The sequence below is a fragment of the Bacteroides mediterraneensis genome (genome assembly GCF_900128455.1).
In the GTDB taxonomy this organism is placed as follows: Bacteria; Bacteroidota; Bacteroidia; order Bacteroidales; family Bacteroidaceae; genus Phocaeicola; species Phocaeicola mediterraneensis.
Window position 1 is genome coordinate 483,648 of sequence record NZ_LT635783.1, and the last position, 18,621, is coordinate 502,268.

The following is an 18,621-nucleotide window of genomic DNA, read 5'->3' on the forward strand; positions in this document are numbered from 1 at the left end:
TTATTTATATATAACAGAAACTGTAAAATGAAAAAAATATCATATTTTTTGTCACTTCTCTTACTGGCATTGTTCTGTGGCTGTAAGGAACAAGAACAACCTTATGTGGGTTATATTATCATTGAACGAGCTGTACTCGATGCAGCCGAAGGTGCTACCACGACAATAACGGCTGATACGGATATTCCTTCTGAAATGATTTTTACCATGGAAGACGGAGTGGATTGGTGTACGGTGTCTGCTTCCGGTAAAGAGATTACCGTGAAAGCCACTCAGGCCAATCCGGACCCTTCTAATTATCGTACTGCCACCGTTCAGGTAAGATGTGGTTATCGTACTACTTCTTTCACCGTGTTGCAGAAGTATGAAGGTCAGACCACATTACAATACGACTGGACCAAATGGACAGCTACAGGCTCTGATGTTGAGGCTGGTGACGGAGGAGGTTATCCTAGCCTGTTCACCGATGACCGTACTCAGTTCTGGCACAGTGCTTATTCAGGTGGAAATGCACCGCTTCCTCACACATTGGTCATCGATATGCAGGAAGAACTGGAATGCATAAGCTTTGCTATCGGCCGTCGTGCATACGGGGAAAATAATTATCCTTCGGTAAAGACTTTGCAATTGTGGGTCAGCACGGACAATGAGAAGTTCATTCAAGTGGGTGGATTTACGTTCGCTTTGCCGTGGGAAGCTCCTGATGGCACTATCGTGACAGGAAACAGTCCGTTGGTTCCGGCCGAAGAGGTCATCTCATTGACTGAACCGGTAGTAGCCCGTTATGTCAAACTCGTTATCACAGAAACCAATAACGATACCGGAGTTTGTCAGGTATCTTACTTCAAGGCATACGGAAAGATTTAAAATGATGAATCTTTTTCCATACAGAAAGGCCGTTCTCCGGGTGAGAATGGCCTTTCTTGTGTGAATATGTATGTGGAGGAAACATTAGTGTCCCGTTAAAATGGGACGAGTTAAACAATTAATCAAAAAGCCCCGGAATCAGGGGATCATTTAGATTTTTGACATCATTGAAATTAGTCTTGTCGAACAGGTCACGCAAGTGGGTTTTGTCAGTCAATGATATACTGAGAATTTGCAAAACTTCATAGGTTGAACGTTTCAACTTCATATCATGTTGGACAATAGCCACAAGACAGTACGTGATAATAGCCACACTGATTTGTATGCGAACAGCGTTCTCTGTTGTGCCCCAGAATTTCTTTATCTTGAGATGCTGCTTGAGCCATTTGAAGAACAGCTCGATTAACCATCTTTTCTTATAAAGATTGGCGACATCCAGTGCAGAAAGTTGTTTTGCATTCGTCAAGAAAGTGAACTCACGGTCATCCTCTTCGTCGTAATATCGGACGAGTCTGAATGACTCAGGATATTTTTTCTCGGAGAGATATCCGGTCAGTTTCACTTCCGCATCTGTCATTATGTTCTTTGGCATTCTTCGCTTCCATTTGACTGTCTTATACTTTAAGTTCGTCTTGGCTCTGACAACAAAGAAAGAGTCTGTAAGATGTATCCTATAGAGTTCTTTAAAGGAGTCATAAGCCCTGTCGAATATATAATAAGCGTTTGGTTCATAATGGATTGAAGACATTGCTGTGGAATCGTGCTTTGATGCAGTGGTTACAGTATAGAAGGCAGGAACTTGTGCTTCAATGTCGTATAAGACATGAGCTTTCACCCCTCCTTTCTTGCTTCGGAACTTTGCCCATGGGAATGTTGCAAGACACAACGGAATTGTTGTTGAATCAAACGCATATTTCTTTCCGGAAATGTCAAGGAGGTTGGTCGTCCGCTTCTCGCAGGCTTCCTTCATCATATAGAATGCAAAGTCTTCGAAGATTCTGTAATCACGGTTCTGGTTCGCTGTCGCAAGAGTTGTCTTGGCTATCGGTTCACGACCTAAACCAAGATGATATTGCTTGGCCCTATGCGCCTCGAAAGCAACGATTAAGTCTCGCAGGCTCTCACGGTTACTCAGTTGTCCAAACATCATCGCGAGCATCTGATTCCAGCAAGTGAAATGTTTCACATATCTGTTGACATCATACTTGCGAACATAGTTGTTGAACTGAGTCCTGTTCAGAAAAGCGGTTAATTGAGAGAATACGTATTTGTCTTGGAACATAGCAGCCATTTGTATTAGACTGCAAAGTTGCAAAATCAAGTCCGTTTCATTTCAAAAAACCGTGTAATTGACTATATTTCAATAATTTCAAAGAACTATTTATCCACTTTTACGGGACAGTAGTGTGGAGGAAAGAAAATGAAAATCCCCCGCTTGTTCCTTTCTCAGAGCAAGCGGGGGATTCCCGAAGTAATGTTATAACGGTGGAAGTATATTATTTCTCGATGTCTACCAGTTCTACTTCGAAAATCAAAGTAGAGAACGGTTTGATCTTGCCGGCTTCCTGTGCACCGTATCCCAGTTCCTGCGGAATGTACAATTCCCATTTAGAGCCTACCGGCATCATCTTCAGGGCTTCTGTCCATCCTGGAATCACACGGCTGACAGCCAATGTGATGGGTTCTTTAGAGCTGTCGAATTCTGTACCGTCAATCATGGTACCTTTGTAGTTCACTTTCACGCGTGAAGTATCGGCCGGAATGGCACCTGTACCTTTGGTGATGATTTTATATTGCAATCCGCTGGCTGTAGTCTGAACACCTTCTTTTGTTTTGTTCTTAACCAGGAATTCTTCGTTCTGCTTCTTGTAGTCCGCATATTTGGCTTCCAAAGCTTTTGATTTGATCAATTCTGCTTTTGAACGTACATACACAGCTGCTGAGTCTACTGAAACAAAGCCCTGTTTCTTTACGGTAGCGATGAATCCAGCCAAGAAGTTTTCCTTGCTCAGTGACTGAGTAGAGTCTTGTCCGAAAATCTGACGGTTGTTGTAGTCGAACATGTCACCGCTGATTTGCTGGCCAATCTGCATACCTGCCAGATAGGCTTTCTGTTTGGCATCGGTTTCCTTGCAGCCTTGTTCCAGACCTTTGATGAAGTCGGCTACGTATGCTGAATCAACGCCCAGACGGCCTTGTACATATTCCATTAAACCCTGAGTGTTGGTTACACCCATCATATAAGACAAAGAGTCTACGTCGCTTTTCAGGTTGGCTTTCGGACCTTGTGCTGTACATGATGCCAGGCTGGCTGCAGCGGCAAGCATCATAAAAAATGTACCTTTTTTCATTTGCTTCGTTATTTATAATACTTCAATTAATTCTACTTCAAAAATCAGGGTACTGTGGGGCGGAATCATTTCGCCGGCTCCTTGTGCGCCGTAAGCCAGTTCCGACGGGATGTAGAGTTTCCACTTGGCACCTTCCGACATCAGCTGCAGTGCTTCTACCCAACCTTTTATGACCTGGTTTACACCGAATACAGCCGGTTCGCCACGCTTGATGGAACTGTCGAACAGCGTTCCGTCAATCAGCGTGCCTTCGTAGTGGCAGCGTACGCGGTCGGTAGCTTTCGGCTTCTTGCCGTTGCCTTCCTTGATTACTTCATACTGCAATCCGCTAGGCAGGGTTACTACGTGCGGGTTTTTCTTGTTTTCTTCCAGGAATGCTTTTCCTTTTGCTATGTTTTCTGCGTTGGTTTTCTCTTCCAGTTCCATGAAGAACTTGTTCACGATTTCACGTGCTTCTGTATGAGAAATAGCAGTCTGATTTCCTTCCAATACGTCTTTGATAGCCTGTGCGAAGTCATTTACATCGATGGAGCGTGCGCCCATGCTGAACAGGTTTTGGCCAATCCCCAGACCAATGGCGTAACTAAATTTATCCATAAATAAATCTTGTATTAAAATGTGAATTAACGGGGAGCAAAGGTATCTTTTTTCTGTGAATATGAGGAATTTTGATTGATAAATTTTCTTATTTTTGGCGGGTGAACACGTTTCTAAATCATGTATCTAAAATAAGGAGGAGAAGAATATGAAGAATCTGGTTGTATTGACAGGGGCCGGCATGAGTGCGGAAAGCGGTATCAGCACGTTCCGCGATGCAGGAGGATTGTGGGACCAGTATCCGGTGGAACAGGTAGCCACTCCCGAAGGGTATGCGGCCAATCCGGAACTGGTCATCAATTTCTACAACGACCGCCGCAAGCAGTTGCTGGAGGTGAAACCGAACCGCGGTCATGAGTTATTGGCGGAACTGGAAAAGAATTTCCATGTTACCGTCATCACACAGAATGTGGACAACCTGCATGAGCGTGCCGGAAGCCATGAAGTGATTCATCTGCACGGTGAGCTGACCAAGGTGACTTCCAGTTACAATCCCAATGACCCGCGTTATATCAAGGAACTCCGTCCGGATGAATATGAAGTGAAGATGGGCGACAAGGCGGGCGACGGTTCCCAGCTGCGTCCGTTCATCGTCTGGTTCGGTGAGGCGGTGCCCATGATTGAGACAGCCGTGGAGTATGTGGAGAAGGCCGATATCTTTGTCATTATCGGGACCTCCCTGAACGTCTATCCGGCGGCAGGCCTGCTGAATTACGTGCGCGACGGGGTGCCGGTTTATCTGATTGACCCGAAAGAAGTACGTATCGTTTCCGGGCGTCCGGTACACGTCATCCGCAAGGGAGCTTCCGAAGGAATGGAAGAATTAAAAAAAATGTTATTGGATGAAGCAAAGTAAACAAATTCTTTCTATATTTGTTATCATTTTAAACTAAGAACAAATACTAACTAATTAAGAATTGACTGATTATGAAAAAGTACATTTGCACAGTATGTGATTGGGTTTACGATCCAGAAGTGGGTGATCCAGACGGAGGTATTGCTCCGGGTACGGCTTTTGAAGATCTTCCAGAAGACTGGGTTTGCCCGGTTTGTGGAGTCGGAAAAGAAGATTTCCAGGTAGTAGAAGATTAATACACTTTTCTTGATAAGAGCGGCCTTCTAAAAAGTATGCCATATACTTTTGGAAGGCCGTTTTCTTTTTGCCTTATTCCGGCAGGGTAATGCCCATTTTCCGCATCAGGAAACAGGCATTCATGTTTTGTGCCACTCCTTCCCGCAGTTGGTAAGAGAAGGTCAGCTCGTTGTCCTTGATGTCGGCTTCGAAGCAGTAATTCCGGATTTCATCGGGGAACTGTTCGATGAGGCTGCCCAGCAGGAGGTCGTGGGTGGCGATGATGCCGTTGGCTTTCAGGCGCATGAACTGGCGAATCAGCTCGAAGGAGCCTTTCTGTTTGTCCAGCGAATTGGTGCCTTTCAGAATCTCGTCCAGAATGATGAAAAGCTGTTGGCCTTGGTTCAGCAGGTCGATGATGCGTTTCAGCCGTTTCAGCTCGGCGAAGAAATACGACTCGTTGTCGGACAGTGAGTCGGATGTGCGGAGGCTGGTAATCAGCTGATGGGGATAGAGCACCAGCTTGTCGCAACACACGGGAGCACCGATACAGGCCAGCAGGTAGTTTACCCCGATGGTACGCAGGTAGGTACTTTTTCCGGCCATGTTGGCACCGGTGATGATGAGGAAGAAGGGGCGCGACGGGAGAGTGGCGTCGTTTTTCACACATTGGGCAGGGGGCATGAGCGGATGTCCCATCCGGGTAGCCAGGAAACAGAATGGTTTCTCGGCCAGTTCGGGATAGGTATAAGCGGGGTGATTATAGGCAAAGGTGCCCAGCGAGCAGAGGGCATCCAGTTTTCCGATGGTTTCCAGCCAGCCGGTGATGTGCTGTCCGTAGCGGGCTTTCCATCGTTCGATGCGGACAATCTCCTGTAGCTGGAAGAAAAGACTTCCCTCCAGCAGGATGTACAGAAACTGGTTGTTGCGCAAGTCCAGCCGGTCGAGTTCCCTGGAGAGCTGTTGCAAGGCGTCAACGGGTGATTTGCCGTCCATATCCAACCGGTTCATCAGTTGTTGCAGGGCGGGGGCTTCCCACTGTTCCTTCTTGGCCAGCGCAATGAGTTGTGCATATCCGTTCAGGCTTTTCAGTTGTTTGCCGTAGGTTTCCTGCACGTAGGTAGCCCGTTTGACAATGCCGAAACTGAGAATCAGAAAAAGACCGAACGAGAGTCCCAGCCAGGTGAAGGAGGTCCATCCGGTCAGCGAAGTAATTAGGAGCAGCCCGTTGATAAGGGGGACTCCCCACGTAAGGGCTTTTACCCATCCGGCATGCAGGAATTGCGACGGGCTCTGACTCCAAGCGCGTAATTTCTCTCCATCGGACGGTGTACCCTGATGCACGAGTCCCGTTACCCGGAACTGTTCCCGGAACAGGGGACGGCGACTCATATCCTGTACCATTTGCTGGCGTACGCGGATGGCAGAAGGCTCACAAAGGTGGTGTTGCAGCCAGTAGGCCAGACAATCTTTCCCGAAAATGGTACAGGTGCGGTTCATGGCCTGGAACAGGGAGTGGCGTCCGAACACGTCGAGGTCGAAGGTATAAGGATGTGACGGGTTGATGTAGGCTTTTCCGTCGTCGAAGCTGCTGTAGTCGCCGGAGAGCGCCTGTAATTCTTCTTCCTGGACACATGCCTCGGTTTCCAGCCATTTCTTCCGGTAGAAGAGCCGGCTGTGCAGTTTCACGAAGATGAAAAAAGGGAGAAAGGTGAGGCAGATACTGGTTGTCAGCAATGCGGGCTGGTGGAAAAAACAATAGATTCCGGCCAGTCCGGCTACGAACAGCCCCACGCGGAGGGCGCTGACGCGTGCGATTTGTTGTTTGACTTTGCGTAGCTGACCTTCTGCCGAGGCCAGTCGTTCGTGGTAGTAGTTTTCAGGGTTCATACGTCTGTATTTGTGTAAACACGGCAAAGGAACGAAAAAGTGTAAAATTGCGGCTGAAAAATCTGTTAAAAGGTTGAATCTGTTTGTGTTTTTCATGAATAAATGTCTTCTTTGCAAGGAAATCAAAATGTATTTATAAAAAGTGTGCGCGGTAACGCGTTTTCTTTTAGTGTAAATGCGTGCTCGCACACACATTTTTTTGAGAACCTATCTATGCAGAAGAACAAAAACATGCGGCTGACCGACATTGCCCGTCTGGCCAATGTGTCGGTGGGTACAGTCGACCGTGTGATTCACAACCGGGGACGCGTTTCGGAAGAGAATATCCGTCGGGTGAAGGAAATCATGGAACAGGTGGGCTACAAGCCTAATCTGATTGCCCGTTCGCTGGCTGTCAAAAAGCCTTGCCACGTGGTAGCCTTGATTCCGGACTTCCGGGCGGGCGACTATTGGAGCGCCATGGAATATGGTATCCGCCGGGCGGAGGAAGAGCTGGAGAGCTATGGAGTGAAGGTCACGGTACTGACTTTCGACCAATACAGCGAAAGCAGTTTCGAGGAGACGGCCTCCCGTTTGCTGAACCTGCCGGAGGCGGTGGACGGCGTGGTGGTGGGAACCCTGTTCAAGGAGGCGGTCATCCGTCTGTCGGCTTTGCTCGATGCGCGTGAAGTCCCGTATGTATATGTGGATTCGGACATCGAGGAACAGCATCGGCTGGCATATTACGGTACGGATTCCGTAGCTGGCGGTGAAATCGGAGCCCGGATGCTGTTGGCTTCCATGGCCTTTCAGGGCGATATCCTGGTGGCCCGGATTCAGCACGGGAAAGGCGGACTTTCCACACAGGGAGAGAAACGTTATCTTGGTTTCCGGCGTTACCTGGCGCAGCAATGTTGCTCCATGCCGCTGCGGGAGGTGGATTTATGGATAGGGGATGAGGCACACAACAGGCAGGTGCTCGACGAGGCTTTCCGGCATTATCCGGACATCCGTGGAGCGGTGACATTCAATTCTTCCTGCTACATTCTCGGTGAATACCTGGAAAAACAGGGCCGGAAAGACATCCGGCTGGTGGGATATGATTTGATTGACCCGAACGTGAGGCTGCTGAACGAAGGTTATGTGCAGGCACTGATTGCCCAGCGTCCGGAGTTGCAGGGCTACAATGGGGTGAAGGCGCTGAGCCGGCTGCTCCTTTTCGATGAACGCCCGCCCGTGGTGAACCTGTTGCCGATAGATATTTTGTTGAAAGAGAATTATCAGTTTTATAATAAAGTATCGAATTTATTGCTAATCTAATTATTATGGCAAACGAATTATTTAATGTAGACGGCAAGGTAGTCGTCATGACCGGGGGAGCCGGTGTGTTGGGAAAAGGTATTTCCAAGTATTTGGCTGCACAAGGTGCAAAAATGGTCATCCTCGACCGTAGTGAAGAAGCGGGAAAAGCATTGGTCGCAGAAATTGTGGCACAGGGTCACGAAGCTACTTTCTGGTACACAGATGTGATGCAGAAGGAAGTGCTGGAACAGAACAAGAAAGACATTCTGGAAAAGTATGGCCGCATTGACGTGTTGCTGAACGCAGCGGGTGGAAACATGGCTGGTGCCACTATCGCTCCAGACAAGACTTTCTTCGACTTGCAGATTGATGCGTTCAAGAAGGTGGTCGACCTGAACCTCTTCGGTACGGTATTGCCGACCATGGTTTTTGCCGATGTCATGGTGAAACAGAAAAAAGGAGCTATCGTGAACTTCTGTTCTGAGTCTGCCCTTCGCCCGCTGACCCGTGTGGTAGGTTACGGGGCTGCCAAGGCTGCCATTGCCAACTTCACGAAATACATGGCTGGCGAACTGGCCATCAAGTTCGGCGACGGCTTGCGCGTGAACGCCATTGCTCCGGGATTCTTCCTGACCGAACAGAACCGTACGTTGCTGACTAATCCGGACGGTTCACTGACCGACCGTTCCAGAACGATTCTGGCTCACACTCCGTTCGGACGTTTCGGTGAACCGGAAGACCTGTATGGTACCATCCACTACCTTATCAGCGATGCATCCAGTTTCGTGACGGGTACGGTAGCCGTCATCGATGGTGGTTTTGATGCTTTCTCTATTTAATCGAGTACGAACCTTAAAAAAAGAAACGTTATGTATTTATGTGAACAAACTTGGCGCTGGTATGGTCCGAACGACCCGGTGTCTTTGTGGGACATCAAGCAGGCCGGTGCCACGGGCATCGTCAATGCCTTGCATCACATTCCGAACGGTGAAGTGTGGACGGTAGAGGAAATCATGAAACGCAAGCAGATGATTGAGGAAGTCGGCTTGAAGTGGAGTGTGGTAGAAAGTGTGCCGGTACACGAACATATCAAGACGCAGACCGGCGATTTCATGAAATATATCGAGAACTACAAGGAAAGCCTGCGTAATCTGGCCAAATGCGGCATCTATATTGTGACCTACAACTTCATGCCGGTGCTCGACTGGACCCGTACGGACTTGGCTTATACCATGCCCGACGGTTCCAAGGCTTTGCGCTTTGAACGGGCGGCCTTCGTGGCTTTCGACCTCTTTATCCTGAAACGTCCGGGAGCAGAGAAGGATTATACCGAGGAAGAAAAAGCTAAGGCCAAGGCACGTTATGAGCAGATGGATGAAGAAGAAATCCACCGCCTGACCCGCAACATGATTGCCGGACTGCCGGGTTCGGAAGAGAGCTTCACACTGGAACAGTTCCAGCATGAACTGGACCGTTACAAGGACATCGATGCCGAAAAGCTGCGTGCCAACCTGATTTTCTTCTTGAAACAGATTTGTCCGGTAGCCGATGAGGTAGGGGTGAAACTGGTCATCCATCCGGACGACCCGCCACAGACGATTCTGGGCTTGCCGCGTATCATGAGTACGGAAGAGGATTTCCGCAAGCTGGTGGAAGCCGTGCCGAACGAGTCCAATGGTTTGTGTCTTTGCACGGGTTCGCTGGGCGTCAGTGCCAAGAACGACCTGGCCGGCATGATGGAGCGCTGGGGCGACCGCATCAATTTCGTACACTTGCGCAGCACACAGCGTGATGCCGAAGGCAACTTCTTCGAAGCCAACCACCTGGAGGGTGATGTGGACATGTATCACGTGATGAAGAACTTCCTGCTCATGCAGCAGCGCCGCAAGGTCTCAATCCCGATGCGTCCGGACCACGGCCATCAGATGATTGACGACTTGAAGAAGAAAACCAATCCGGGTTACTCTTGCCTGGGCCGCCTGAGAGGACTGGCCGAACTGAGAGGACTGGAAATGGGTATCGCCAAGTCGATGGAAGAAAAGAACTGATAAATCAGCTGACCGCTGAGGGTGTATAAATGAAGAAAATGGTTCATGGAGGAGAGAATCCGTTCATGGACCATTTTTTTGTGCTTCTTAATGGAGGAAGGGGGCATTTTGTTTTCTAAATAAAAAGAGAGGGAAAGGTTAGTCTGGTTTGAGGGATACATCCTTTTGTCTTTTACGTTTCGCAGGGCCGAACCGTACGTTTTCCAGTCCGGAAACATACGGCTCCCGGTGCGGAAACGTATGTTTCCGGGTTGGGGAGCGTAGAAACCGATGAGGGGTTTCCACATGATTTCTAGGACATTTAGGACTTCTTGTGCAGGCTGAGCAGGTGTAACAGTTAGAAATGAAGCAAAAAAAACGCCCCGACCGGGAAGGGTCGGAGCGTTACAGTCATAAACTATAAGGTTCAGGGTTTATTCACACGCAATGTAGCCTTTCACCGGAGTCATGATGAAAGTAAATTCATAGTCTCCGTAAGGCAGCATGTATTGGGCTTCCGGCAGGGCACCCCAGCTGTTGACACAACCCAGACCCATCTGTGCCTTGTCAATCAGCAGGTTGGTCAGGTCGGCTTCTTCTACTTCGAAGGAGTGGCTCTGTTTCTTTTCCGTGCCGTCGTCCAAAGAAGCGATGGTGTAGTGGAGGGCAGAAGCGGAGAACGGTGCTTCAGCCACGAACATCAGTCCGTTGCCAGCCATGTTCAACTGTCTCCACCAGCGGATATCGGTCTTGGTACCGGTTTCCTGCGGACGGATGTACGGATAGAACTGGTCGCTTACGTTCTGGTTGTAGATGCCCAGGTCGGTGCAGTGGTTACGGTCGATGTAGTTTTCTATCGGGCCGCGGCCATAGTAGGAAATCTTTTCAAAGGATTTCGGCATGACCATCTGCATACCGAAGCGGAACATCGGCGATACCTTGGCGTTCTTGTCGGCCACCATTTTCTGAGTGACCTTCACGGCACCTTCGTTGTTAATCTGGTAGGTGAGATACAGTTTGGCCGATACCTCTGTGAGGTCGTAAGTGGAATTGACCACTGCCAGTCCGTTTTCTACCTTGTAGTTGAAGTCGGTGAGCTTGATGCCCGGGTTCTTCCAAGCCGCATACTTGTTTTGCAGGCCGGCACCGAAGTCGTTGTCGGTCGGGGCACGCCAGAAGTTCGGTGTCAGGGCTTCCCCTTCTTTGAGCATGCTTACTCCATTTACATCATATTTGTCCAGATATCCGTTGCGTTTGCTGAATTCCATGTAGAATCCGTCGCCTTCCACGGCGATGTAGTCCGGATAGTTCGGATTGATTTGCGGTTCAACCACCTGCTGGTTGGTAGCTGTTACGTTCTTCAGGTCCATGGCCGGAGCTTTGTACGGATTGAGTACCAACTGGTCTTTGGCCACTACGGAGCCTGCCGGGAGCAAGCCTTCGCGGTTCTTCTGGATGTATTTCACATTGAGCAGCCATTCGCCGCACTGGCAGGTCTTGCCCAAGTCAAGTTTCACGGTGGCAGTCTGGTGAGGAGCCACGTTCAGGTTGTCCACACGTCCGCTACGGATGGCTTTTCCATCTTTCAGCACTTCCCATTCCAGTGCGTAGGCCGACAGGTCGCGGAAGAAGTTCTCGTTGTACACCTTGATTTCTCCCTTTGACAGGTCGCCCGGCGTAGTCCAGATGTTCTGGTAGAAGTACTGTACTTCGTAGGCGTGCGGGTTCGGTTTGCGGTCGGGGCTGATGAGGCCGTTGTCGCAGAAGTTCTTGTCGCCGGAATCGTCCATACGGTTGAAGTCGCCGGCATAGGCATAAATCATCTTACCGTTCTTGCCGGTCCAGCGGATAGACTGGTCGACGAAGTCCCAGATGAATCCTCCCTGGTATTTCGGATACTTGCGAATCAAATCCCAGTATTCCTTGAAGCCGCCTTCGGAGTTACCCATGGCATGTGCATATTCACACTGAATCAGCGGTTTCTGGTATTTGTCGTTCTTGCTGTATTCTTCGCACCACTTGTAGTCGGCATACATCGGGCAGTAGATATCTGTCTTTCCGTCGATGCGGGCCTGTTCGTACTGCACGGCACGGCTTGGGTCTTCAGCCTTGACCCAGTCGTAAGCGGCTTCGAAGTTCGGACCGTAGCCGGCTTCGTTACCCAGTGACCAGAAGATGATGCTCGGATGGTTGAAGCCACGCTGCACGTTGCGCTGGTTGCGTTCCAGGTGGGCTTTCTTATAGCTGGGTTCTTTGGCCAGTGTCTCTTCGCCGTAACCCATTCCGTGGGATTCGATGTTGGCTTCGGCTACGACATAAATACCATATTTGTCGCAGAGGTCATACCAGAAATTGTCGTCCGGATAGTGGCAGGTTCTCACCGCGTTGATGTTGAGCTGCTTCATAATCTGGATGTCCTGAATCATGCGGGCCCGTGAAACCACGTATCCGCCGTCGGGGTCCATTTCGTGGCGGTCGGCTCCTTTGAAGAGTACCGGCTGGCCGTTGACCAGAATCTGTGCGTTCTTGAGTTCAATTTTACGGAAACCGACTTTCACCGGTACCACTTCACTGGTCTTGCTGCCGTCTTTCAGGGTTGCACGCAAGGTGTACAGGTAAGGTGTTTCCGCACTCCACTTCTGCGGGTTTTCCACTTGCAGGGTGGCAGTCACCTTGCCGGAACCTTTCACTTCGGTAGAAGCCACGGTCTGGTTCTTTGCGTCCAGCAGTTCCAGGCTGACATTGCCGTTTCCTTTCAGGTTCAGGGTGATGGCCAGTGAGCCGTTCTTGTATTCGCTGTCCAGGTCGGGAGTGACGCGGATGTCATCGATGCGTTTCTTGTTGCGGGTATAGAGGTAGCAGTCGCGTGCCACGCCGGTGTAGCGGAAGAAGTCCTGGTCTTCCAGATATGTACCGTCACACCAGCGGAACACCTGGAAGGCAATCAGGTTCTTCTGTCCCGGTTTCAGGTACGGGGTCAGATTGAATTCGGCTTCCAGCTTGCTGTCTTCGCTGTAGCCCACAAACTTGCCGTTCACCCACAGGTACATGTTGGAGCTGACAGCTCCGAAGTGGGCGATGATGTCTTTGCCGCTCCAGTCGGCCGGCACCATAATCTCCCGGCGGTAAGAGCCTACATGATTTTGTTCAGTCGGCACGTGGGGAGGATTGTTTGCGAAGCGGCCACGCCATCCATAACCTACATTGACGTAGATAGGATCGCCATATCCCTGCGTCTCCCATACACCCGGTACTTGCAGGTTGTCCCATCCCTTGTCGTTGAAGCCGACTTTCCAGAAGTCCGTGGGGCGGGCATCGGCGTTCCGTACCCAGAAGAACTTCCAGGTGCCGTTCAGGCTCATGAAGTTCTTGGAGTCTTCCTTGACTGCCTTGGCGGCCATTTCTGCATTTTCATACGCAAAGAAGTTTGCGTGCATCGGTGCCCGGTTGATGGCATTGACCTCGGGGTCCTGCCATTCTTTGAACGTCTGTGCGCTGGCCGAGAGCACACAAGCACCTAAAATTCCTAACACGAGTTGTTTTTTCATGGATAATTATATTAGAATAATAATGATTTCTTATTCCACCACCCACGCCGGATTGTGCGGGAGGATGACTCTTGGGTTGTAATACATCTCCGTCTGGTCGGGGATACGGATGAGGTATTCCTTTCCGTTATGGTTGGGAAGGGAGGTTCCCCGGAGCCAGGGGTTCATGCTTTTCAGCAGGCTGAAGTTGATGCCTTGTCCTTTGGCAAAGCGGGCCAGGTCGTCAATGTCTTCGGTCACTTTGACGGTCCGAAAAGGAATCGGAGGATACAAATCGCTGGAGCGCAGGTGGAAACCGAATTGTTTCGGGTCGGTCAGCAGCATTTTGGCAGCCAGGATACGGTACACATAGCGCGAGGTTTCCTCCACGAGATAAAGGTCGAGGGCATTGTCGGTGTATTGTCTGTCTTGTTGCTGGCTGATTCTTCCCTGTCCGGCATTGTAGGAAGCGGCCACGGTTTCCCAGTTGCCGAACTTGCGGTAAGCCTGTTTCAGGTATTTGCAGGCAGCTACGGTGGATTTCTCCACGTCGTAGCGTTCGTCCACGTGGTGGTTCACTTCCAGGTCGAAATCGCGGGCGGTGCCGCTCATGAACTGCCACAGTCCGGCGGCTCCGGCTCCCGAACGGGCCAGCGGATTGACGTTGCTTTCAATGACCATCAGGTATTTGAAGTCATCGGGAACCCCTTGTTCCTTCAGGATGGGTTCAATGATAGGGAAATAGCGGTTGGCCCGCTTGATGATTTGCAGCGAAGTGCTGTGCATGTAAGTGAACGCCATCAGCTCCCGGTCCATGCGTTCGCGCCGGTCATAGCGCGTCAGGTCGATGTCGATGCCGCAGAAATTAATGCTTTTGGGGACTTCGATGCAGCTGTAGGTCGGGGACGAGGCTGTTTCTGTCTGTGCAGTGCAGGAGGTGGAAAACCCGGGTAACAAAAAACCGGTTACAAATAGGGCGGTTGTAAGTGATAAAGTGTATAAGTGTTTTGTTAATTTCATATTCAAGGCTTTCTTGTAACTGTCGGTCTTTTGTGAATCTGTGGCAAAATAAGGACTTATTTATGTAAGTCAGGGGTATAATTTAGGCAAAAGTCAAGTAAAAATCGTTCAAAACTGGTTTGAGTCTACTTAATTCCCCGTTTGGCTATGCATATGTTGTGCTATTTTGAGCCTTTAGGGCACAAAAAATCAACAGCTCTTTGTTTAAAAATCGCTCTAAAATACGAAATAAACTTTTGGGAAACGCTACCTTTTTAATTTATTTCACAAAATTGCAGTTCTCTGAAAGTTCATTCTTCCATGCTGAAACTTTTCAGGATGGTCTCTGGAATTTTGTCATTTTCCTGGCGGTATACAATGGAAATATAGAAGCCGCAGCTTCCGTCTTTGGCCAGCAGGTAGCAATAGACGCATTTTTCTTCTTCGCAATTCCCTTTGAGCTGCACGCCGTGAAACTGTGGCAGCTCAAAAGGTTGCACTTCGCTTTGTGAGGTCACTTCATCGTCTGTGGCGATGGCTTTCAGTTCTTGTCCCAATTCTTCTTTTTTCATGCCTTCTCCTTCCAGCAGCTGGATGGTGAGGTAGTAGGTGTCGTTCCCGGCCAGATAGCCTTCGGAAGAATCATCTTCCACGGTGAGGTCGGACGGAGCCTTGAAGGATACTCCATACGAATCCCATCGGGTGGTTTTCAACTGTTGTGCGACTGCCGGAACGGCTACGGTAAAGAATGCAATCAGGATAAAGAATAACTGTTTCATGCTTTTCGTTCTGCTACTACTTTTCGTGCGTAAACTTCTTCTTCCTTATTAACCAGTACACAGACGTGTCCTCCCATATTGGCATAAGGAGAAGTGACAGCTGACAATGTTTCGTCTTTTAGCATGGCGTCCACGCCGGCTGATCTCAACAAGCCCTTTACCAATTCAGCTTCCCAGAGGTCTCCTCTGAAAACTTCAATCAATGAATCGTAATCTTTCGCTTCCATAGTCTTTTGTTTTAAGGGTTAATAATTAGAAGTTTGTTTCTCTCATATATTCTATGTCAAAGATAACAAACTTTCGGGAATAAACATGCTTTCGGGCATATATTTCTTTGGCAGTGACGATTATTTCCTTCTGATTGTTTTGGATATCTGCCTGAAATTGTATTTTTGCGATAAACTGTAATCTGAAAATGGTGAAAATGAATCTGAATGAAATATTTCAATCCGTTCGGGCTGCATCCCGTAAACTGGCAATGTGGGATGTGGAAACGGTGAATGCACTTTTGTGTGCGGTGGCCGACAAGATAGAGGAGCAAACAGACAGCCTCCTGGAGGCCAATCGGGAGGACTTGCTGCGGATGGAAGTTTCCAATCCGAAGTATGACCGTCTGAAGTTGACGAAGGAACGGTTGTCGGGGATTGCGGCCGACATGCGTCAGGTGGCTGCACTTCCTTCCCCGCTGGGGCGTGTCCTGGAGAGTTATACGGTGCCGAGCGGGCTGCGGCTGAAAAAGGTGAGTGTGCCTTTCGGCGTAATCGGGGTGATTTATGAAGCCCGTCCGAATGTGAGTTTCGATGTGTTTGCGCTGTGCCTGAAAAGTGGGAACGCTGCTATCCTGAAAGGAGGGAGTGATGCGGATGCTTCCAACCGGGCTATCGTGCAGCTCATCCAGGAAGTGCTGGAGGAGTTCGGGGCAGACCCGCACGTGGTGGAGCTGCTTCCTTCGAGCCGGGAGGCTACGGCGGCATTGTTGCATGCCGAAGGATGGGTGGACTTGATTATCCCCCGTGGAAGCAGTAACCTGATTCGGTATGTGCGTGAGGAAGCCACCGTGCCGGTCATTGAAACGGGGGCCGGCATCTGTCATACGTATTTTGACAAGGCGGGCGATCTGGCCAAGGGAGCGGCTATTGTCCACAATGCCAAGACGCGCCGGGTAAGTGTCTGCAATGCCCTCGACTGTCTGCTTGTGCATCGGGCACGGCTGGCCGACTTGCCGGACCTGTGCGCACCGTTGCAGGAAAGCCGGGTGATACTGTATGCCGATGAGCCGGCTTATGAGGCTTTGTCGGGGCGGTATCCGGTGGAATGGCTTCGTCCTGCCACGCCGGAGAGTTACGGTACGGAGTTCCTGGACTACAAGATGGCCATCAAGACGGTGGAGGATGTTGCGGAAGCTGTATCGCATATTTATGCATACGGGTCCGGACACAGTGAATGTATCGTAACGGAAGATAAAGAAGCGGCCGACTTCTTTACGCGGGCAGTGGATGCAGCCTGTGTGTATGTCAATGCGCCGACTTCCTTTACCGATGGAGCTCAGTTTGGTTTGGGGGCCGAAATCGGAATCAGTACCCAGAAACTGCATGCCCGTGGCCCGATGGGATTACGGGAGATGACTACCTATAAATGGATTGTGGAAGGCGACGGACAGATTCGAAAAAAATGAATAAAAGAGAGATGGTATTGTATTTTTATAGTATATTTGCGAGGAAAAATAAATTTATATACACTTTTACGTATGAAGACTTATACCAATGTATTCGATTTGGGCGACTTGAAGACCGCCTTGGATGAAGCGTTCGAGATTAAGAAAGACCGTTATAAATACGAAGCGTTGGGCAAGCATAAAACTTGTCTGCTGATATTCTTTAATAATAGTTTGCGTACGCGACTGAGCACGCAGAAGGCAGCCCGCAACCTGGGAATGGATGTCATTGTATTGGATGTGAATCAGGGTGCCTGGAAGCTGGAAACCGAGCGTGGCGTGGTGATGGATGGCGACAAGAGTGAGCATCTGCTGGAGGCTATTCCGGTAATGGCTTCTTATTGTGATATTATCGGCGTACGTTCGTTTGCCCGTTTCGAAAGTCGGGAGGACGACTATACCGAGAAGATTCTGAACCAGTTTATCCAGTATTCCGGCAAGCCGGTATTTTCCATGGAAGCGGCTACGGGACATCCCTTGCAGGCTTTTGCCGATTTGATAACGATTGAGGAGTACAAGCGGACCGAACGTCCGAAGGTGGTACTGACATGGGCGCCGCATCCGCGGGCTCTTCCACAGGCCGTTCCGAACTCTTTTGCGGACTTTATGAACGAGGCCAACGTGGATTTCGTAATTACACATCCGCACGGTTATGAACTCGACCCGAAGTTCGTGCGTGGCGCGAAGGTGGAATACGACCAGAAGAAGGCTTTTGAAGGAGCGGAATTCATCTATGCGAAGAACTGGGCTTGTCCGGGGGTAACTTGTCCGGAAGATTACGGAAAGATTCTGAGTAAGGATATGAGCTGGACGGTAGATACGGAGCACATGTCGTGGACCAACAATGCATTCTTCATGCATTGTCTTCCGGTACGCCGTAACATGATTGTGTCGGATGACGTGATTGAGGCTCCGACTTCATTGGTCATTCCGGAAGCTGCCAACCGGGAGATTTCGGCTACGGTAGTGTTGAAGCGTATGCTCCAGAGTTTGTAATAATCAGCACTAAAATAAATGCCGTGACGGGCGGAGGGATATTCCCTCTTGTCGGTCACGGCATTCTTTTATCTTATCTGTTTTATCGGTGTGAATTGCTTGGGGGCTGTCTTATTGCTCGATATCTTTTCCCAGTTCTTTCCAGCTTTCGAAACCCTTGTCAAGATTGTACACCTTGAAACCTTTCTTGACCAGCAGCTTGGCGGCATTCCGGCTGCGGCGGCCACTCTTGCAATAGACGGCTACCGGCTGTTCCGGGTTCAGCAGTTCATCGGCATTGGCCGAGAATTTCTCATCCAGCACGTTGATATTGATGCTGCCCGGAATGTGACCTTCACTGTATTCAGCCACGGTCCGTACGTCTACCAGCTGCACTTGGTCGTCGCTGATGAAGCGTTCAAACTCGTCGGCGGACAGATTCTTGAAATCGTCGTTTGATTTTCCTTTGCATGCTACCATGGCTACGGCGAACATGCATATAAAGAACATGAAATAAATCGTCTTAATCATAAAGTAGAGTA

17 protein-coding genes are annotated in these 18,621 nt (G+C 49.5%); 8 read left to right on the forward strand and 9 right to left on the reverse strand.

Annotated elements, in window-relative coordinates:
- Positions 1 to 27 precede the first annotated feature (27 nt).
- Positions 28 to 867 (forward strand): discoidin domain-containing protein, encoded by an 840-nt coding sequence (locus BQ7480_RS02010; protein WP_072541509.1) that lies wholly within the window; start codon positions 28 to 30, stop codon positions 865 to 867.
- A 118-nt stretch (positions 868 to 985) separates the two neighbouring features.
- Here the strand turns inward: BQ7480_RS02010 and BQ7480_RS02015 are convergent, their stop codons facing one another.
- From BQ7480_RS02015 to BQ7480_RS02025, 3 genes are all read right to left on the reverse strand, one after another.
- On the reverse strand, positions 986 to 2,149 hold the full coding sequence (locus BQ7480_RS02015; RefSeq protein ID WP_072543852.1) for an IS4 family transposase: 1,164 nt from the start codon (positions 2,147 to 2,149) through the stop codon (positions 986 to 988).
- Between the two features lie 214 nt (positions 2,150 to 2,363).
- A complete protein-coding gene (locus BQ7480_RS02020) occupies positions 2,364 to 3,218 on the reverse strand; it encodes a BamJ family beta-barrel-assembly machinery protein (RefSeq protein ID WP_072541510.1) in 855 nt (284 codons plus the stop codon).
- 12 nt (positions 3,219 to 3,230) lie between these two features.
- On the reverse strand, positions 3,231 to 3,815 hold the full coding sequence (locus BQ7480_RS02025) for a BamJ family beta-barrel-assembly machinery protein (RefSeq protein ID WP_072541511.1): 585 nt from the start codon (positions 3,813 to 3,815) through the stop codon (positions 3,231 to 3,233).
- Positions 3,816 to 3,963: 148 nt separating this feature from the next.
- Between BQ7480_RS02025 and BQ7480_RS02030 the strand changes: the two genes are divergently transcribed.
- Entirely contained in the window at positions 3,964 to 4,671 is a 708-nt protein-coding gene (locus tag BQ7480_RS02030) for an SIR2 family NAD-dependent protein deacylase (RefSeq protein WP_072541512.1), read from the forward strand.
- Between the two features lie 71 nt (positions 4,672 to 4,742).
- Entirely contained in the window at positions 4,743 to 4,907 is a 165-nt protein-coding gene (gene rd, locus BQ7480_RS02035; protein WP_022353352.1) for a rubredoxin, read from the forward strand.
- A gap of 73 nt (positions 4,908 to 4,980) precedes the next feature.
- Here the strand turns inward: rd and BQ7480_RS02040 are convergent, their stop codons facing one another.
- Entirely contained in the window at positions 4,981 to 6,777 is a 1,797-nt protein-coding gene (locus BQ7480_RS02040; protein WP_072541513.1) for a MutS family DNA mismatch repair protein, read from the reverse strand.
- 213 nt (positions 6,778 to 6,990) lie between these two features.
- Here BQ7480_RS02040 and BQ7480_RS02045 point away from each other — a divergent pair, with 213 nt between their 5' ends.
- The 3 genes from BQ7480_RS02045 to uxuA are packed head-to-tail and all read left to right on the forward strand — an operon-like array spanning position 6,991 to position 10,106.
- Positions 6,991 to 8,076 (forward strand): LacI family DNA-binding transcriptional regulator, encoded by a 1,086-nt coding sequence (locus tag BQ7480_RS02045; RefSeq protein ID WP_072541514.1) that lies wholly within the window; start codon positions 6,991 to 6,993, stop codon positions 8,074 to 8,076.
- A gap of 5 nt (positions 8,077 to 8,081) precedes the next feature.
- On the forward strand, positions 8,082 to 8,897 hold the full coding sequence (locus BQ7480_RS02050; RefSeq protein ID WP_022353349.1) for an SDR family oxidoreductase: 816 nt from the start codon (positions 8,082 to 8,084) through the stop codon (positions 8,895 to 8,897).
- Between the two features lie 30 nt (positions 8,898 to 8,927).
- Positions 8,928 to 10,106, forward strand: a complete 1,179-nt coding sequence (uxuA, locus tag BQ7480_RS02055; protein WP_072541515.1) for a mannonate dehydratase — start codon at positions 8,928 to 8,930, stop codon at positions 10,104 to 10,106.
- Positions 10,107 to 10,519: 413 nt separating this feature from the next.
- Here the strand turns inward: uxuA and BQ7480_RS02060 are convergent, their stop codons facing one another.
- From BQ7480_RS02060 to BQ7480_RS02075, 4 genes are all read right to left on the reverse strand, one after another.
- Entirely contained in the window at positions 10,520 to 13,633 is a 3,114-nt protein-coding gene (locus BQ7480_RS02060) for a beta-galactosidase, LacZ type (RefSeq protein ID WP_072541516.1), read from the reverse strand.
- Positions 13,634 to 13,663: 30 nt separating this feature from the next.
- Entirely contained in the window at positions 13,664 to 14,632 is a 969-nt protein-coding gene (locus BQ7480_RS02065; protein ID WP_072541517.1) for a lytic transglycosylase domain-containing protein, read from the reverse strand.
- Positions 14,633 to 14,922: 290 nt separating this feature from the next.
- Positions 14,923 to 15,390, reverse strand: a complete 468-nt coding sequence (locus tag BQ7480_RS02070; RefSeq protein ID WP_072541518.1) for an amidohydrolase family protein — start codon at positions 15,388 to 15,390, stop codon at positions 14,923 to 14,925.
- Entirely contained in the window at positions 15,387 to 15,617 is a 231-nt protein-coding gene (locus BQ7480_RS02075; protein ID WP_022352806.1) for a DUF2007-related protein, read from the reverse strand. The genes BQ7480_RS02070 and BQ7480_RS02075 overlap by 4 nt, the downstream gene beginning before the upstream one ends.
- A gap of 197 nt (positions 15,618 to 15,814) precedes the next feature.
- Here BQ7480_RS02075 and BQ7480_RS02080 point away from each other — a divergent pair, with 197 nt between their 5' ends.
- Both BQ7480_RS02080 and BQ7480_RS02085 read left to right on the forward strand, forming a co-directional pair.
- Entirely contained in the window at positions 15,815 to 17,065 is a 1,251-nt protein-coding gene (locus BQ7480_RS02080) for a glutamate-5-semialdehyde dehydrogenase (RefSeq protein WP_072543853.1), read from the forward strand.
- Positions 17,066 to 17,137: 72 nt separating this feature from the next.
- Positions 17,138 to 18,100, forward strand: a complete 963-nt coding sequence (locus tag BQ7480_RS02085) for a Rossmann-fold NAD(P)-binding domain-containing protein (RefSeq protein WP_072541519.1) — start codon at positions 17,138 to 17,140, stop codon at positions 18,098 to 18,100.
- Between the two features lie 111 nt (positions 18,101 to 18,211).
- On the opposite strand, the gene BQ7480_RS02090 is transcribed toward BQ7480_RS02085, so the two are convergent.
- Positions 18,212 to 18,610, reverse strand: coding sequence for a rhodanese-like domain-containing protein (locus BQ7480_RS02090; protein ID WP_072541520.1), 399 nt, complete (start codon positions 18,608 to 18,610; stop codon positions 18,212 to 18,214).
- Positions 18,611 to 18,621: the final 11 nt, after the last annotated feature.

What these genes read in the sequence shown, in the direction of transcription:
- BQ7480_RS02010 (WP_072541509.1), top strand. Translation starts at nt 28, where the DNA reads ATGAAAAAAATATCATATTTTTTGTCACTTCTCTTACTGGCATTGTTC.
- BQ7480_RS02015 (WP_072543852.1), bottom strand. Translation starts at nt 2,149, where the DNA reads ATGTTCCAAGACAAATACGTATTCTCTCAATTAACCGCTTTTCTGAAC.
- BQ7480_RS02020 (WP_072541510.1), bottom strand. Translation starts at nt 3,218, where the DNA reads ATGAAAAAAGGTACATTTTTTATGATGCTTGCCGCTGCAGCCAGCCTG.
- BQ7480_RS02025 (WP_072541511.1), bottom strand. Translation starts at nt 3,815, where the DNA reads ATGGATAAATTTAGTTACGCCATTGGTCTGGGGATTGGCCAAAACCTG.
- BQ7480_RS02030 (WP_072541512.1), top strand. Translation starts at nt 3,964, where the DNA reads ATGAAGAATCTGGTTGTATTGACAGGGGCCGGCATGAGTGCGGAAAGC.
- rd (WP_022353352.1), top strand. Translation starts at nt 4,743, where the DNA reads ATGAAAAAGTACATTTGCACAGTATGTGATTGGGTTTACGATCCAGAA.
- BQ7480_RS02040 (WP_072541513.1), bottom strand. Translation starts at nt 6,777, where the DNA reads ATGAACCCTGAAAACTACTACCACGAACGACTGGCCTCGGCAGAAGGT.
- BQ7480_RS02045 (WP_072541514.1), top strand. Translation starts at nt 6,991, where the DNA reads ATGCAGAAGAACAAAAACATGCGGCTGACCGACATTGCCCGTCTGGCC.
- BQ7480_RS02050 (WP_022353349.1), top strand. Translation starts at nt 8,082, where the DNA reads ATGGCAAACGAATTATTTAATGTAGACGGCAAGGTAGTCGTCATGACC.
- uxuA (WP_072541515.1), top strand. Translation starts at nt 8,928, where the DNA reads ATGTATTTATGTGAACAAACTTGGCGCTGGTATGGTCCGAACGACCCG.
- BQ7480_RS02060 (WP_072541516.1), bottom strand. Translation starts at nt 13,633, where the DNA reads ATGAAAAAACAACTCGTGTTAGGAATTTTAGGTGCTTGTGTGCTCTCG.
- BQ7480_RS02065 (WP_072541517.1), bottom strand. Translation starts at nt 14,632, where the DNA reads ATGAAATTAACAAAACACTTATACACTTTATCACTTACAACCGCCCTA.
- BQ7480_RS02070 (WP_072541518.1), bottom strand. Translation starts at nt 15,390, where the DNA reads ATGAAACAGTTATTCTTTATCCTGATTGCATTCTTTACCGTAGCCGTT.
- BQ7480_RS02075 (WP_022352806.1), bottom strand. Translation starts at nt 15,617, where the DNA reads ATGGAAGCGAAAGATTACGATTCATTGATTGAAGTTTTCAGAGGAGAC.
- BQ7480_RS02080 (WP_072543853.1), top strand. Translation starts at nt 15,815, where the DNA reads ATGAATCTGAATGAAATATTTCAATCCGTTCGGGCTGCATCCCGTAAA.
- BQ7480_RS02085 (WP_072541519.1), top strand. Translation starts at nt 17,138, where the DNA reads ATGAAGACTTATACCAATGTATTCGATTTGGGCGACTTGAAGACCGCC.
- BQ7480_RS02090 (WP_072541520.1), bottom strand. Translation starts at nt 18,610, where the DNA reads ATGATTAAGACGATTTATTTCATGTTCTTTATATGCATGTTCGCCGTA.